General features: G+C 33.9%; 7 protein-coding genes. 2 read left to right on the top strand and 5 right to left on the bottom strand.

Going from position 1 to position 18,408, the window contains the following annotated elements:
• A partial coding sequence (locus JX287_RS06500) for a YSIRK-type signal peptide-containing protein (protein WP_204643839.1) occupies window positions 1-9,872 on the bottom strand: 9,872 nt, incomplete at its 3' end.
• A gap of 982 nt (window positions 9,873-10,854) precedes the next feature.
• Here JX287_RS06500 and JX287_RS06505 point away from each other — a divergent pair.
• Together JX287_RS06505 and JX287_RS06510 are read left to right on the top strand one after the other, a co-directional pair.
• Window positions 10,855-11,292, top strand: a complete 438-nt coding sequence (locus JX287_RS06505) for a hypothetical protein (protein WP_204643841.1) — start codon at window positions 10,855-10,857, stop codon at window positions 11,290-11,292.
• Window positions 11,293-11,653: 361 nt separating this feature from the next.
• On the top strand, window positions 11,654-12,175 hold the full coding sequence (locus tag JX287_RS06510; RefSeq protein ID WP_204643843.1) for a sigma-70 family RNA polymerase sigma factor: 522 nt from the start codon (window positions 11,654-11,656) through the stop codon (window positions 12,173-12,175).
• Window positions 12,176-12,806: 631 nt separating this feature from the next.
• Here the strand turns inward: JX287_RS06510 and JX287_RS06515 are convergent.
• The 4 genes from JX287_RS06515 to mutL all read right to left on the bottom strand — a co-directional run bounded on the left by JX287_RS06515 (window position 12,807) and on the right by mutL (window position 18,403).
• Window positions 12,807-13,193, bottom strand: a complete 387-nt coding sequence (locus tag JX287_RS06515; RefSeq protein ID WP_204643845.1) for a hypothetical protein — start codon at window positions 13,191-13,193, stop codon at window positions 12,807-12,809.
• 252 nt (window positions 13,194-13,445) lie between these two features.
• Window positions 13,446-15,101 (bottom strand): SulP family inorganic anion transporter, encoded by a 1,656-nt coding sequence (locus JX287_RS06520; RefSeq protein WP_204643854.1) that lies wholly within the window; start codon window positions 15,099-15,101, stop codon window positions 13,446-13,448.
• A 222-nt stretch (window positions 15,102-15,323) separates the two neighbouring features.
• A complete protein-coding gene (gene miaA, locus JX287_RS06525) occupies window positions 15,324-16,220 on the bottom strand; it encodes a tRNA (adenosine(37)-N6)-dimethylallyltransferase MiaA (protein ID WP_204643862.1) in 897 nt (298 codons plus the stop codon).
• A gap of 8 nt (window positions 16,221-16,228) precedes the next feature.
• Window positions 16,229-18,403, bottom strand: coding sequence for a DNA mismatch repair endonuclease MutL (mutL, locus tag JX287_RS06530; RefSeq protein WP_204643870.1), 2,175 nt, complete (start codon window positions 18,401-18,403; stop codon window positions 16,229-16,231).
• Window positions 18,404-18,408 lie beyond the last annotated feature (5 nt).

An 18,408-nucleotide genomic window follows, 5' to 3' on the forward strand; every position in this document is an offset into this window, starting at 1 on the left:
TACACTTTGTTGTCCACTGTCACTTCACCTGGTGTGTAGCTAATTGAATCTCCTTGGGCGTGCTCTCCTTCCACTGGGATCACTTTGGCTTCTCCTAAGTTTTGTCCATTTAATTGTGGTTGGTATTTCACTGCTGTTGAAGCATCTTTTAGTTTATACTCTACTGGTTGCGTTTGTGGTTGATCTGTTAACGTTACACTGTGTCCTTCAGTTGTTACTGGTACATACACTTTGTTGTCCACTGTCACTTCACCTGGTGTGTAGCTAATTGAATCTCCTTGGGCGTGCTCTCCTTCCACTGGAATCACTTTGGCTTCTCCTAAGTTTTGTCCATTTAATTGTGGTTGGTATTTCACATCCTTAGACACCACTCCCACATACACAGTCAACGGGTCACTTTCTTTTCCTTGACTGTCAACAGCTTTAAGAACTACTGTATAACGTCCTGCTGGAGTTGTTCCTGTAGTCGCAGGCAAGCCAGATACAACTTTTACATTTCCTGTTCCAAATGGTTTATTTTCATCTGGTGTCACACTATCTTCTGCATCTGTTACTGTCACTAAATCTTTTAACAAGTCAGCTGTTAATGTTGTTCCTGAATCATAAATTTTTCTATGGTTCGCATCTCGCCCTGTTTCATTTTTCACTACAATATTCGGTGCCGTATTCGTCACACCAACAACTTTCCACTTACCTGTTGCACTTGGTGCTTGCCCCGTTTCTGGTTGGTTATATACGCGAAGTCCTAATCCACTACCATATGATTCAGTATTATCTCCATTTGCATTTTCTTCTTTAATATGAAGTTTTGCCGTTCCACTTTGTTCATTTAGAGCGATACGAATATTATTCTCTGAAGGATTAGTTGTGCTTGGAGTAGAAGTAATTGTTCCGACATATCCATTTGCATTCGTCACTGTTGCTGAATCAGTTCTTGTTGCTTCTGTATGCCATCCATCTGTTCCACGGACAAGTACAATACTGTTTACTTTATCTCCTGTTTCCACACTGTTATGGAATCGTAATTCTACTCGTTTAGCATCATGTGGCACTGTAATATCAATATGTTTGCTACCTGCAACTGCTGACGCTACTGAGTAATCTCCCATTTCAACTGCTTTATTATCACTTCTAGTTGAAACTGTTCCATCTGTGACTGTATTCTCCACTGTAATCGCTGGTGGCATTGTAGTTTCGCCGTTTTTAGCGACTGATTGACGAAGTTTTACAGTAGCAGGAAGCGTAGCTGTCCATGTATTACCATTGATGGTTACTCCGCCATTATTTTCACTAGAAAGAACGGTATTATTCTCATCATTCAAATGAACTTTGACCACTCTATTAGTTGCATCAAATCCGCCTAAAGTACCACTCAATGTACGGCTAGTTGAAGTCACTGTTGCTGTATCAAAGGTTGGTTTTTGAGGAGTAACTTGTTCACTGTTGCTATTATCAGAAACTAAAGAATAAGTAGTTGGAACTTGTCTTGTTCCCGTATCCGTTTTTTCTGTTTTTTGATAAGTTCCTGAGACAACCACATTAGCTGTCAATTGTTGACCTAAAGTAACTGGATTTCTATAGTCAGCTTCAGCAAAAGTTGTACTTTCTGTTCCTGCTGCTACAGTTTTTTCTGCAACCACAGTGCCAGCAGCGTCTTTTAATTGTACTTTTACAGTTAATCCTGTTGTCAACTGTGCAGCTGTTGGTAAATTGTTTACAGTAATCTCAGGTTTAGTGCCTGCCTTACCTTGGAATTGATTTGCAGTTAGTCTTGGTGCTTGTGGTTTAACATCTAACGTTACTTTAATGTTTTGATCACTGTGACGATTCACGTATCTTTCTTCACGAGTGTCCAATACACCATACCCATACCAAACATTAACATTTTCTTCACGTCTTCCAATTTTATCCTGTGGTTTGTTTACTGGGTTAGGAGAATCATACCCATTTCCCCATCCAATAGCAGTACCACTTGGGTTAGCTAATGTACTACTTGGTTTTACATAATCACTAGCACTTGTTTTCGCAAATGCACTACCAACTATTGTTTCTACAGAATCTTTTCCATCCTCATACTTCGGTTCATTTCCATAAGTCTTGAACGTTACTGGTTTTTCAATGGTTCCTGCTTCATTCGGATAAGTTACAACAATCGTTTCAGTCGTTATACCTGCTGTTGTACTTGGACTAGCTGGATTTTTATCTTTACTAGCTGGATTTTTATCTTTAAATTTAATAGTTGTACCCTCTGGTTTAGTTCCGCCTTCAAATTCTACATAGAAATCAGCTGCAACAGGTTTCTCATGTCCACCTGTTCCCCATACACTCGACGTCAATGGTTGCCCAACGATTTCATTGTATTCTTTCACTTCTTTGCCGCCTACCTTACGGTAAGTTACTTTTGGATATATCGTTACTGGGATATCTACATTTATCGCGTTATAACCTTCCGCACTAACCGTTACAGTTTTAGTCGTATTCCCCACTGCCGTTGTTGTAGGTCTAGAATTGTCTTTCCAAGAGGCAGTTAAACCAGCAGGCATTTCCACAAAATTGCTTGCAGTGGCTACATTTGGAATAGTACTATCTTTAATCGCATAAATCGGCTTAACCTTCACAGCAGCTATAGAGATTGTTTTCTCAGCTTTATTCCCATTCTTATCTAGGACTCTTACTGTAATATCATTTTTGGTGACTGAACTTAGTGTTCCTTTGATTGATTTTGTTCTTGCATCGTAAGTTACTCCTTTTGGTACAGTAACCTTGATGTTTGCATCGTCTACACCTACACCTGTTCCATCTGATAAATCAAGAGAAAGGTCAAACGCTTTTCCTACTTCTACAAGCGTATTGTTTAAACCAATTGTCGGCTTATCTTGTTCACCATTATTAGCATTCGCTTGATTACTATCACTTGAAACATCTTGTGCCGAATCAGTTGAACTCACACTTGTTAGATCCTTAACGATATGGTCTTCCAGTGTAATTGCACCTGTATCGCCATTTATAGTAACGCCGACTTTATCACCTTCTGTAATCGTCCATTTATTGTTAGCTCCCTTACTAGCAACAATCTTTGTAGGTGTATGCGTAGTTTTTGAGATATCTCCATTATCTTCTAATCGATTTGTGTCCGCTGGAGTGTATGTCACTTCCACTTTATTGACATTTGTTTCATTCGCTGGAGTTACTGTAACATCACCGTTAGTTGCTGGAGTTACCGTTGGAGCTGTTGGTTTAACATTAACAGTCACATCAATTGTTTTAGACGGTTTTACTTGTGTTGCAGTTGGTTGATCATTGCCTGTTTGTGATGGTGGTAGGGTCACTTTCACCTTATAAGTTCTTACTCCCGGTGTATTTGTGTTTGGATTTTCTACCCATTCATAAGTTGTACCAGTTGGTAAATCTTCTGAACCTTGCGCCTTCATAACCGCATCTTTAGCTTGTGCAGCTGTCAATTGATGACCCTTAGCAACTGTTAATTTGGTAGTATTAGCGGCTATATCAAACACTTTATGAACAAGAGTACCCTCATGTTTTAACCTATCTGCATCGCTTGGATTATCTGTAAATCGACCATAATTATACTTACCAGTGAATGTGTAAGTAGTTGAGCCTACATTAGCAGCATCAGCTTTAAGTTTATCTCTAAAACCTGTAGCAGATTTTTCTACGCCATCACTCGCTTTATAAATCCACGTCATATTATCAGGAATATTTTTCCCAGTATTACGATAAAAATCAGAATCACCATCATTACGTGCGACACCTTTAAAATCATAAATCGTATGAGCAATTGGGAATGTATTTAAAACTTTATAATTTACAGTAACTTTTTTAACAGTGCTATCTGCAAATGTAATTGTAGCTATTGCATTTTTAGTAACAGTTTTTCCATCATTTTCAGACATACTTGTATCTAAATTCTCAAACGTAACTCTCGCATCACTCGGAATATCTACCTTATTCTCACCATCTTGTAATTGTACTAGGCTGCGTTTAACTTCATCAGTCAAAGCTTCTCCATGCTTGAAGTTAATAATAGGTCGTGCTACAACATTATAGTTTTGTGCAACTGGTACAGTCACTTCATCTATAGAACGGTCTGGATAAGTCACCGTTACAGTCACAACTTTTTTGCCATTTTCTTTTGTAATTTCACCATTGTTTTTAAGTGCTTTCCTTACTCCACCTGCATTTGTTGCTTCTTCAGATAAGTTTGGCACATTCACTAGGTCTGTAATTTTCTGCACATCTTCTGCTGATGTCACAGATGTTCCAAGATTATTGAAATTTACTGCATTTGTTGGTGCTGTTGGTGTATATTTTTCTTTTTGTTCCTTCACAACCATTTTGAATTTAACAGTTGTCACGTTTGCTGGGTTAGTCTTGTCTTTCGCTGTTACTGTAACAATTTTTTCTTCGATTCTGTTACCTGTTTCTACAACACCTGTAATCGTATGACTTAGTGGATTTGTTTCTGTAGCATTATCGCTCGTTAACCAAACTTCACTATCTGCATTCGGATTTTTATTAAACCAAATACCATTCGGCATCCCATTTCCACGAAGTTCCTGAATTTTACCTGTATTATCTGAAGCTTTTATCGTAACATTCGCTTTTTCTCCACGATATACCGTTACTTTCGGTAAGTTTGCATCTGCTGTTCCTTCTGTCAACGTAATATCACGACCATCGTCACCAACTAGTTTTACAACTGGTTTAACCGTATCAACAACTTCTACCGTTATTGTTTTTTCATCAGATTGTTTTCCTTGGCTATCTGTAGCCCTATATTTTACTGTGTATCTGCCAAGAGTGTTTGTGTCAACTTGTTTGTTGGTCGTATTATCATTTACAGAAAGAATTTCAAGTGATGTTCCATTACCTCTTGTTAAGTTTTTATCATCTTCCTTATCGCTTGCTCTAACTAGATCATTCAGATTAAGTGATGAGCCATATTCAACGACTTTCTTATCTCCTTGGAAAGTAGCTGCTAATGTTGGTTTTTCATTAGTAACTGAAATCTCTTTCCAACCTGTCGGGCTAGAGTATCCTCTTTCCTTAATATTGGCAATAACGGCTGCTTTCTCTGAATCCTTAGTACTTTCTTTTATATTTTCCTTCATATCGATAGTAACAGTTGTTGTAAATTTACCTTTAACTGGTGTTTCTGTCACATTTCCATATTCTGGTTTAGTAGCTATCCATGGTCCATCGATTGTTTCTCGTTTGAAACCTAGTTCTCTCATTATAGCGGAATCCTGTTCTGATGCGTTTGTTTTTTCTCTATATTTATATTTTACATAAAACATACCTGCATCATGAGGAATTTCCACAGTAAGTTTTTTTGCGCCTGCAAATACACTTGAAACCGTATCATCGGACGGGTGAATTTTACTTTCTCCTAGTACTATTCTAACGTTATTTTCTGAGCTTTCTATCCCAGCTACACTTTGAGTTACTTTGACAATATCTGGGTCCGGGAATTGCCCTAGATTTGAAACATTATTACTATTAAAACCTTTATCAAGTGTTACTGACCATTCGCCATTTGACCCTACCGTAGTTTCTTTTAACACTTTATTATTTACTATCACTTTAATTTTTGCGCCTGCAATACCACTACCTGTTAACGTTTTGTCAGTTGATAATATACGGTTTTCTGTTGTTGTGCTGGTTACTGTTGGCGCTTCTGGTTTCGCCACTCTTTCATGTGAAATGTCTACTGTTGAACCATCTGGGAATGTAGCTACTACAACTTTCGCTTTATCATTTGTTGCACCAGGCACAAATGTTACTCCTGTTGGTAAATTACTATTATTACGGTTCACCTCAGTTAACTTATCTGCAAAAGCTTGTTTGATTGCTGGCTTGAAGTTGCCATTTTCAACATCATTGTTTCCATAAACTACTTTAGCTGTATCAAGTGGATAAGTGATAGATGCTCCTTTTGATTCTGCAAGTGATGAAACAGTAATATTATGTGTTCTCTCAACCCTTGCACCTGCCGCATCTGTTGTTGTATACGTTAAAGTATATTCACCTTTTTTCAGGTAATCATTTCCTGATAAGGTTACATTTTGATTTCCTTTTCTAATTGTAAGGTTAAAGTTGTCACCAACTCTATTTCCTACTGTCTTATCTGCATCATCTTCTCTATCTACTACTGTTACAAGACCTTTCAATCCTGCCATTGTCAGGCTTCCATCAGCTGTGTAATTATGCGTATCTGGTGCGTTGACTGTGATTGTTGGTGCTGTATTGGTTGGTTTGGCAGCAGTAACCCATCCAGCATTTTCACCAGTTGGATCCGACGGATTTCCTGCATTATTATCATAATGCACACGCATTGTAACATCATTAGTTGCAGAAAGCGTAAACGGAATATTGTTCTTTGGATCTTTAATATGGAAAGTCAATACTTTCTCAGAAATATTTTTTCCATCAGTCACTCGTAACTCAGTTAGATTGGCTTTTGCTGTATCAGTTATTTGCCAGCTGTTACCAACTTTTCTAACTCCATATTCGTAAACCGTATTGTTACCATTTTTTACCTGTACATAGAGTAATCCAGCATCATGAGGAACTTTAACAGTAATATCGCGTCCCGCTTGAACTGGAGTATCAATAGAGATTGCTCTAGCTAATTGTACATCTACTGTCGCTGGTCTTGATTCAGCACCATTTTTAGATTGCGTAATAGAAATTCCTCTATCAGCTTTCGTATTTGCATCCTGCTTAGTGTTTTGCGTTAGCTTTTCATTTTGTTTTAAGGTGTACGTCCAGTTCCCTTGATTGTCAACAGTTGTTGTACCAGTTGTACCATCTTGCAATGTTACTGTAATTGTTGAACCAGCTATACCTGTACCTGAAATACTACGGTCAGTTGATACTAGAGTTCCTCCTTGATTTTGAGGAGTAGTAATAGTTGGTGCTACTGGCAGAACTTTGTATTTGAAGTAATACGTCTTATCTCCTGTCACACCATCGCTTACAGTAATCGTACGCGTATATACACCAGGCGCAGTATTAGCTGGGATATTTCCGTTAAATATTGGTTCATATGAGTTGGACTCACTGAAACTATTTGCTTCCTTGAAAGGTGTTCTAAGCGGCGCTGGGAAGTCCACCAATTCGAATTTTTTAATAACACCCAAGTTATCAAATGCTTCTAACCTTGGTGCAAATCGCTCACCTTGAGTTACTTCGTATATAGCTGGTGCATTATCCGCTGGTCTTGTATCTGGAAGTGGATCAGCGCTACCAACCATACGTACTACCGGTGGCGCTCCATCTGTGGCTGCCACTACATTCGATTCGCCAGATCTTAGACCTTCTTCTTGTCTATGAGTGATTCCAGCATAGTCTATATAGTCTTCATTAAGGTCAGCAACTGTTTTAACAACATAATCTCCTACTTCCAAAATTAAAGGTCTTTTGTTGTTATCAAGGGTAAACGTGGCTTCTCCATTTGCGCCTGCTATAGCTTCCGAAACTTTTGTTAATACGTTTCCAACCTTACGATAAAGTTCCATTTTAAAACCATTCGTGCCGTTAGCTGCTTTGATTTCTACATTTTTTCTACCAGCAGCATTTGTTAAATCAGTAACTAGTCTCGGTTCTTTAGGAACTACGATAAACCTCACATGTTCAGATGCCTTAGAGTTGTCAGTAAAAGTCCACTTCCATGTATATTCAAAATCTCCCGGCACATCCGCACCACTATTTCCCATATCATGTTTAGAAATCTCAGTTCCATCAGGTTTATACATTCTAAAGTTTTTATTGAATCCTCTAGCATCAGCTTCATAAAGAATAGTCTCGGATGATTTTCCATTTCTCGCTTCAAAATGATAGTAGTTATTTGCATCAAAGTCAGATTTCGTATAACTCTGATCTCCATAATTTAAGAGTTTATCTGTCCTTTCCGGATGACGGAACCACGCTTCATTATAGCCATATTTTTGGTTTTTATATTCCCCTTGTTTTACAATATAGGCTGGGTAAGTGATAATTGGCGAATATTCGTCAGCATCAGTCTTTTCTAATGCGGTTTTTGCAGACCATTGGTTTGCAATGAAACGAACTCTTACAGGAGGCTGGGCTGTATTATCTACCCTTTCACCTTTCATACCGACTGCGTAGATCAAGTCTTGCTTTTTTGTAATCCCTGTCGTTTCAAAAGAAATGTGATACGCTGTTCGATCAGCACCTTGTTGAAAATAATACAAGTCCCCGTTATTGTTATAGATTGCATTAATCTTCGCACCTTGTAAAGCTTTACCATCGTTGTCATTATTAAGAAGGTCGAATCTGTATGGGTTATTTCCGCTTACTCCACCAGTTGTAGCCAATGCTTTTATATCATTAGAATTCCAATTCTTAGAATAACCAGAATTTCTCTTATCTATTCCAGACGCTTGCGTCGTACCTTTTGTTACCATTAAAAGTCCCGCTTGGCTAAGTGCTGTCTCTAGTCTTCCATCGTTCGGTGAAATTGCATGGTTACCTCCACTGTTAGACCAAGATACCGTTACCGAATTTCCAACGACATTGACACCTTTTGGAAGCGTAAACCATCCCACCGTATCACTTAAGTCGTATCTAGCACGGTTAATATAAATATCCCACTTAAATCCATTACTAGTCGGAGTCACATGGGCATAAATAAAATCTCTACTTTCTTCTACAGATCTTTTGACACCATCCCATGTCACACCCGATTGTCTACTAGTGTAGAATACATAAGTATACCTATCATAAGGAGAAACTCCTTTTCTACCGTCTTCGAAATAGTATTCCCTACTGTTTTTATATTCATTTGATCCATCACGATCTTGACCTGCAGCACGTTCACGACGATTAAGTACTGCTTCAGGTTTAGGTGGTTCTGTTCTACCACCGTTATCTTTATTAGCTAAGAACCCTTCAGTATAGTCACGAGCTTGTTTTAAGTCCGCTAATGCTTTTTTGAAATCTTCTTCAGACAGAACTGCACTGTCATCAGTAAGCCCTAGTTTTTCATTTAACTTGTCATAGTTTTCTTTGATTACAGCTATCTTAGCAGCATCTGCCCCATTATCTTTTAAGTACTTAACGATATTACGCATTTCATCTGCTAATGCATAATTGTCCGTACCATTTGCATACGTTGGTAATGCTTTTGGCGTAGCTTCTTTGTTAGAAGTCGCTGCTTCTAATTTTGGAGTTGCACTTTCGTTAGCTTTTGGTTGAACTTCTGTAGTCCCCCCTCTTCTTCCTCGAACACTTCTAGCTGGTGTTGATGCCTCTCTATTCGAAGCTTCTGCCTCAGTACTACGATCTTTTTCTGATTCTTTAGCTTTCTTTTCTTCTTCAGCTTTTTTATCAGCTTCAGCAACAGTAGCTTTTAATTTCTCAGTGGCTTTTTTTAATTCTTCTACTTGTGTTTTAACTTCTTCTGCTGTTGCGTTTTTATTTTCTAATAATTTCTTAGCATTTTCTAAAACTTTATTAAGATCTTTAGAAATACTGCTGATTTTCTCTGAATCTGCAGATTCGATTGCTGTTTTTAAACCAATCGATAATTTATTTAGTTCTGTTTTATCTACTTTTGTAGTTGGTAATGCGGCTTGTGGCACATCAACTGTAATAGGCTTGCTATCGGCTGTTGCTTGTTTTCCAGAATTCCCACTGGCATTTTTATCACCATTTGCGATATTTCCACTATTTTGGGTATCATGTGATACAGGAATATTTTCTGCCTTAGCCGACATTCCACCACCAAAGAAAATAAGAGATGCTACAGCCACACTAGCAGCACCAAAGTGATATTTTCTTATTGAGAAACGCGTCAGCTTTTCGCCGTCTTTATATTTATATCTCATATGTGTATCTGAATCTCCTTTACATTTTTCTATTATTTTTGGTATTAGACGTTACATAAATACATCTAGATATTTAGGCTATATATACATAAATATCTAGTATATATTTTCAACAATCCTAAACATAATAATTATAATACATCATGAACCTTAAATCAACCAAAAACCTGTATTTATCAACGTTTTAGCTCATAATAAGAGACCTCAAAAAATAAAAAAATGGAAAATATAGTGGTCTTTTAAGTTAACTTAATATTAAGAGACTTCGCGAAACCTTTATTAACAAAGCTTTCCCGTATCAAAAAAAAAAAAAAAAAACATTATGAAAACCATGATTTTTTTATATAATTATTCTTATTTTTAAGATTATAAAAAATTTTTATTTTAAGTATATTTTAAGTAGAATTTTTTAGTCTACTAATTGCCTATAACATACATTATGTAAATGTTTTTATAACCCATAATCCAATGACAAAACTTCCTACTCCAAAGTCATAAAATCATAAAATTCTCGTCTAAAAGTAAAATAATAATTGAATAGTCATAGCTAATAAATCAAAGAAAGTAATTGTATAGTCATAGCTAATAAATCAAAGAAAATAATCGATAGAAAAATACATTCGACTATCAAGCTTTTCATATAACTTTAAAGTCACACAATAACTCACTTACAAGAAAAAATACCAAGATTCATAATACTACTCCTTCCAAAAAAATTCTGCTATTCAAAATATTGTTATGAATAAATACTTAGAACTATTGACTTAAATGTACTTTGTTAGTTTAGAAAACCAACTTTAAATATTTTATCCTCAGCACTCAATTTATTTATTATTAATCACATTTTTAGACTTTTGAAATTATAGCTCCATTATTTTTCTCCTTTAATTTCTTTTATCCTCTTTACAGTTTTTCTATAAATGTATATAATCAATATTCCCCTCCCCGCTCTTACAGATGTATATATGGGAGGAGTTTCCTTATGAATTACTTAAAAATAAAAAATAATATAAAGGTTCCAGTTAGCAAAGAAATTTATTCTCAAATAAATTCTATTCAGAATCGTACAAACTATGTTAATAAAAAACTTAAAGAAAGTGGATTAATTTATTATGAAGATTATTCTTTTGAGAATAATACTGGAGAGAGTAGAATAAAGGACTATTCTGCATTACCTACAGAAATTGTTATTAAAGAACAGTTATATACTGCATTATATGATGCTTTAGCTACTCTTTCTATAGATGATCAGCTACTCTTATACGAGCTATACGTTAATAATTCTTCATTACGCGGGGCAATGAAAAATAACCTTAATCATCCTACAAAGGTCAAACGACATCAAGAAGCATTACTGAAAAAATTAGCTCTTTTGTTAAATGAGTACGAAGAAGATTTTTTTGATAGTATTACTAGATAAAATTTTAATTTTTTTGTGACAAAAGGCTGTTTTTTTCACTTATAATAATGAGGGAGATTTTTTATCTTCTGTAAGAGTGGGAGTCTAGCTATAATTTTTATATTTTTTCACACATTAGAAAAGCAACTATAAATTATCATTATCGTTATAGAATTATTATTCTCAGAAATTATTCCGATACAAACAATAAACATCCATACACATTATCCACGTGTGATTTTTCTATCATAGTTAATTGTTAATATTAAAATTCTTTAATAATCTTTACATTTAAAATAAACCATTTTTTCTCATTTATTATAAAGTTTGTCCTTATTAGGAGATGTTCTACATAGAGGAAAGATTTAGGAGGGTAACTATAATGAAAGGTTTTACAGAATTAAACGAAGATGATACTAAAAGATTTTATGAGTTATTAGAAGCTAAAAAGACTCTTATCAAAAAAGCTCTATACAAGGTACATATTCCTCAACAACTTCATAGTGAATTTTATAGTTTCGGAATGGAAGGACTTCTTGTTAGCTTTCTCATTTTACAAGATGGAGGTATAACACCAAATGATTTTGATAGATTTGCCTTTACGACCATCAAAAGAAAACTTATAGATGAAATTCGCAGAAGAAATAGGAATAAAAGTGTACCTTTAGATATCTTCGACAACAATTCTGATGTCATCAGTAATGATTATGATTTCTTGTACATTGAGCTTATTAGCTATCTGAAAAAGACTTTAAAATTATCTGAATGGAATTATTTCGAAGAATATATAAAAACGTTAAATGTTAAAAAAACAGCTAATGCTTTAGACATATCACTAGCTAGCGCATATAGACTACACAGACATATTAAGGGAGTTTGTGAACAGTTTCTATTAAGTATTTAAAACTTTATTCACTCTATGTAGACATCTACTATTTTCCATTGAATTCATCTTTTTAATTATTTTAGTATAATATTAATACGTGATTTTTTACATTTTTTATGTAAAATACATACTTGAGATAACATAGACAAGTTATATGTATAAAAAATAGAAAATAATGTATAAAAATCACTCTCACTTTATTTTAAAGCTCCAAATACCCCTTCTATCAAAAAAATGTTTTTTTAATCGTTTAACTTTTATCCATGTTTACGCGTAGTAGCTATTTTAGTTCCGAAGACTTTACTTCCTCTACTAACTAAAGCAATTATAAAAAAGGAGTAACTCAAAAATCACGATTTCGAAAAAATCAATTTTTTTGAGCCACCCTGCAAAATTTATAAAATATATATTATTTTTTTATAAAGCGAATTTAGATATTAATAAACCACTGCGTCTATGAGTTTTCATGTAAACTATTTTTAAAATCTAGTACTTTTGGATTAGTGCCCTTATGTCTAAATATTTTTCAATTAAATAATTTCTTAGTAATAACTTATCACAAAACAATAACTTTTCAAAAACACCATTAATTTTCAGAAAAAACATAATATATTTCACGTTTTACAGTTATAGCGGAACTTTTTTATTATTATTTTTTCTCTACGAGTTTCTTCACCTTATTATAACGACGAATAACATTAATACGTTCGAATAAATATGGTAATAATATAATAACAATAATAATAGAATTTATTACTTTATTTAGTGTTTCTCCAAAGAAACCTATCAATAATCCTTTATTAACTATAGAAATAACCAGATAAATACAACACAGAATTGCCACTCCTAGATTTAACATCAAGAATATTTTTGAGTTGGTATTCTTAGTACTAATATACTCTATCTCTTGATCTGATAACTTTGTTAAAAGTATTTTCTCTTTTTTAATTATCTCTCTAGATATTCCAAATATCATCAAGTAAAAAATACAGAATATTAAAGGAAATACTTCTAATAAAATTTCTAATACATTCATAAATATTCACCTCCATTTAAGTTAATTATATCACATTACCTGTACAAAAAATTACCCACATATACAACTTAGAATGGAGAAAGGGAGTTACTCAAAAATCATGATTTCAAAAAAATCATTTTTTTGAGCCACCCTGCAAAATTTATAAAATATATATTTTTTTTATAAAGCGAATTTAGACATCTATAAACCACTGCGTCTATGTATTCTCATATGAACTTTTTAAAAATTTGAGATTTTTGAATCAAACCCTTATTCTCCTAACTTCTCTGCTCTCTCTAACGATGCATCAATATTTTCACATATATTCTCTGCACCTATTTTCTCTATGAAACCTGCTTTTTCCATAACGTGATATGGTTGTTCATTTACATGTGATAATATTAATGTCAATCCTCGTTTTTTACATGTTTCCAATATTTCTTCTAGTACTTCTAATCCCGAAATATCCATAGCTGGAACGTTACGCATTCTTATAATCAGAACATTTTTTCCTTCTCCATGTTCAAAATTAGTAAATACATTAGCGGCTCCGAAGAATAACGCTCCAAAAATTTCATAAACTATAGTATTATCAGGGACATATTTTAAATCAACTTCTTCAGATAACTTTTCATCATCAGATGAACCTTTATATGTCCATTGTCGAACTTCTGCAATATCTGACATACGTTTTAAGAATAGAAACGCGGCTAATACCATACCGAACTCTATCGCAATAACTAAATCGAAGAATAACGTTAATAAGAAAGTAATAATTAATACCGCTATATCACTTTTCGGTGCAGTTTTTAACATGCGTACACAAATACGCCAACCACTCATATTATAACCTACAATAATTAATATTGCGGCTAAACAACTCATTGGTATATACGATGCATATGGCATTAAAAATAATAGTATTAATAATAAAGTAAATGCATGTACCATTCCAGCTACGGGTGTTCTACCACCATTTTTTACATTAGCCGCTGTTCTCGCAATAGCACCTGTTGCAGGAATACCACCAAAAAGTGCCGACATAAAGTTTCCTACACCTTGAGCTACTAACTCAGCATTAGATTTATGCTTACTTCCTGTCATACCATCAGATACTACAGCTGATAATAGCGATTCTATAGCCGCTAATATTGCGATTGTAAATGCTGGTAAAATCATCTCTCTTATTAGAGATAATGAGATTGTAGGCATTGTAAAACTAGGAAGCCCTGCTTTAATCGTATATAGATCACCAATAGTTTTAACTGGCAATTTGAAAATAGCTACTAAAAATGTTGTAACTAGTATTGCAATTAAAGATCCTGGTATTTTCTTAGATACTTTTGGCCAAAATACTTGGATTAATATCGCAAGTACACCTATGCCCAAAGTAACAAAGCTAATACTTTTTATATTTTGTCCATACGCTACTAATTTTCCAACAAACTCTGCCGGAACTGCCCCCATACTTAATCCTAAGAAATCTTTCACTTGTCCGACTACTATTCCCATAGCAATCCCTAGTGTAAATCCAATAGTGATAGTTTTCGGAATAAATTTAATCAAGTCACCAAAGTGAAATAACCCCATTAAAATTAACATGACTCCTGCCATAAGTGTTGCAACAGTCAATCCTGCAATTCCATGTTCAGCTATTATCCCATAAATAATAACGACAAAAGCAGCTGTAGGTCCACCAATTTGAACCCTACTCCCACCTAAAAACGAAATAAAAAAACCTGCTATAATCGCAGTATAAAGACCTTGTTCCGGATTCACTCCAGATGCTATCGCCAAAGCAATTGATAAAGGTAATGCTATAACAGCTACTATTAAACCAGCAATTATATCTTTTAAGCATTGTTCCTTTGTATAATTTTTCATCACACTAAATAATTTCGGCTTAAGATATTTAAATGAATTCATCTTCTCCTCCTACTTCCTGAGAATCTTTAGTATTACTAGTTTAGCACATAACTAACAAAAACTCTAGTTAAATCAGAAATACTCTTAAAATATTTTAAAATTTCATAATATATCTTCTCACAACTAGAGCTTAGCCTATTATATAATAAATTTTATCTTGCTATAAATTTTAAAAAAGGCTTGAAAATTTACTTTTCAAGCCTTAGACAATTACTAATATAATTATAAATTAAATTTCTCTTTGATATCTCTTATTACAACAGCCAATAATTCCTTATTTGCAGTATCGTACCAAGTTCCATCCATTTTATTCCTGAACCATGTCAACTGACGTTTTGCATAACGGCGTGAATTTTGAGAGATAGCTGCAATAGTATCTTCTTTAGAAACATTACCCTTAAGATACGGAATCATCTCCTTATATCCTATCGCTCCTAGAGCTTGGAGTTCCGTACCATACTCATCAATAATCCCTCTTACTTCCTGCTCAAGCCCTTCTTCAAACATCAATTCAACTCGCTTATTTATACGATTGTATAGAACTTCTCTCTCGGTATTAAGAACTATTAAAAATGGATTATAACAATCTAGAACAGTATCTCCATTGTTGTTTGTCGTTACAGATTTCTTTTCATTCATCACATAATTATAAGCATTAATTACACGACGATGATTATCTATATCAATCGCATTATATGTATCTGGATAGTTTTCTTTTAGATACTCTCTTGCCATATCGACATCAATATCATAAGTTTTTTTCTCTAAATCAGTAAACTCATAATTATTTAGAACAGCATTCATATAAAAACCAGTTCCGCCGATTAATAAAGGCATCTTACCTCGACCGTGTATTTCTTCAATTTTCTTACGTGCTAGTTTTTGAAAATCATAGACAGAACAAGTATCAGTAGGCTCTAGTTCGTCTATTAAATGATGAACTACCCCATCCATCTCTTCTTTTTTCACCTTTGCAGAACCAATATCAAACTTTTTGTAAATCTGAACACTATCTATAGAGATTATTTCACAGTTGAACTCTTTCGCAAGTTCAATACTAAGTGCCGTTTTCCCAACTGCAGTAGGACCCACTATTGCTATTAAAGGTATTTTTTCCATCTTACCTCCTACACAATACGCTTAAACATTTTTTCTAAATCTTTTTTCTCCATTTTTGTGATTATCGGACGTCCATGTGGACAAGTAAATGGATTCTTACATTCATAAAGATCACTAATAACTTTCTTCATCTCTACATCTGTAAGTACTTGATTCGCTTTTATAGACATTTTACAACTTGCCATAGCAATTGCATCATTTCTTAATTCGTTGAAAGTTATATTGTTATTTCTTAGAACTTTCTCGACAATAATTTTTATCATTTGTTCTTCGTCTTCTTCTATCCAACCAGGAAATTCACGAACAACATAAGAATTATCTCCAAACTCCTCAAATACAATACCAAGTTCCTCGAATTTTTCTAAATTATTACGAACCTCAGCCGCTTCATCTACAGAAAAATCAAACATAAGAGGAATTAACATCTGTTTTTTATAATTCTTTCTTTCTATAAATTCACGTTGCAATTTCTCATAATTATATCTTTCTGCAGCAGCATGCTGGTCTATAAGGAATAACTTATTATCAGCTTCTGACAAGATATATGTTTTAAAGATTTGTGATAATACTTTTAAGTCTGGTAGAGTTCTAACTTTTGTATCATCATCTTGAACAATTTTCGCATCTTTAATTTCATTAAAATGACTATCATCTTTTACTACATTAGAAACTATTTCTTCTGCACGATTATCATAACTCGAGTTATCTTCTTTTTTAGAAAAATTCATGAAATTTTCTATCTCTTTTTTTGTTGGGTTATCGCCATACTTATTTCTATTGTCACGAGGATGTGAACTGTAGCTTAAATCTGGTAGGTCACTCTTAATTTTTTGGGTTTTACTTCTTTGATTAAACGTATTTTCTTTAGTTTGTACTGATGTTTTTTCTTCAACAGAATTTGTTAACAAATCTCCACCAAAAAGAAACTCATCTTCTTGAATAACATAACTTTCAGATTCTGTTTGATTACTAGAAAAGCTACTTTCATCTCTAGTGCTTCCTAAAAATTCTTTGGGTTCATCTAAGAAACTACTTCCATCTTGAACATTGTCCTCAACTTCGCTTTGCTCCACTGAGAAAATACTCTCATCTTCACCATTTCCAAACTTAGTATCTAGTTCATCTAAGAAATTTATTTTTTCGATCTTCGCTTTTTCTTTTTTCGTAAGAACATTATTCATTCCTTGTGGAATGTATGTATAGTTACTTAATCTTTCAGTGATAACTTCTTTGATTAAGCGTATTAACTCCGCTTCTTTCGATAATCTCACTTCTTGCTTAGTTGGATGCACGTTAACATCTAATAATATCGGATCCATTTCTATATTAATAACACATAGTGGATACCTATTTATCATTAAAAGCGTTCCGTAAGCATCGATTATAGCATTTTGAATTCCATAATTTTTAATATAACGACCATTGATAAAAATATTTATATAATTCTTACTAGCTCTTGTTTCTTCTGGTACAGAGATATAACCGAATACTTTGTAATCATCGTTACTCCCACTGAATTCAATCATGTTTCTAGCGACACCCATATTATAGATTTTAGATAAAATCTTATGAACATCACCATCACCATATGTTTTAAAGCTAATCTTCCCATCTACATGCAATTCAAAAGCTACATTAGGATAAGACAGAGCAAACTTATGAATAATATTAGTAATGTTAGCTTGTTCTGTATGTGGATTACGCAGATATTTCAACCTTGCTGGTGTATTATAAAATAAATTCTCTACACTTAAATCAGTTCCCTTAATAGGTGCGTAATATTCCTCTGAAACTACTTTTCCACCTTCAAGAACTAGCATCTTCCCTTGTGCTTCTCCTGCACAACTTTTTATCGTTACTTTACTCACAGATGAAATACTCGCTAATGCCTCACCTCTAAAACCTAAAGTTTCTATGTGAAATAAATCATAGTCAGCACTTATCTTACTAGTCGCATGTCGTAAAAATGCTCGTGCCAAATCATCATTAGAAATACCACTACCATTATCAATAATTCTAATTTGTTGAATACCAAATTCTTTAATTATAACTTTAATATTAGTACTCCCTGCATCGATAGAGTTTTCTACAAGCTCTTTAACAACAGAAGAAGGTCTTTCGACTACTTCTCCTGCCGCTATTTTATTTGATAATTCTGCAGATAATATATTTATTTTTCCCATTTAAT

The sequence above is a fragment of the Gemella haemolysans genome (assembly GCF_901873445.1).
In the GTDB taxonomy this organism is placed as follows: Bacteria; Bacillota; Bacilli; order Staphylococcales; family Gemellaceae; genus Gemella; species Gemella haemolysans_C.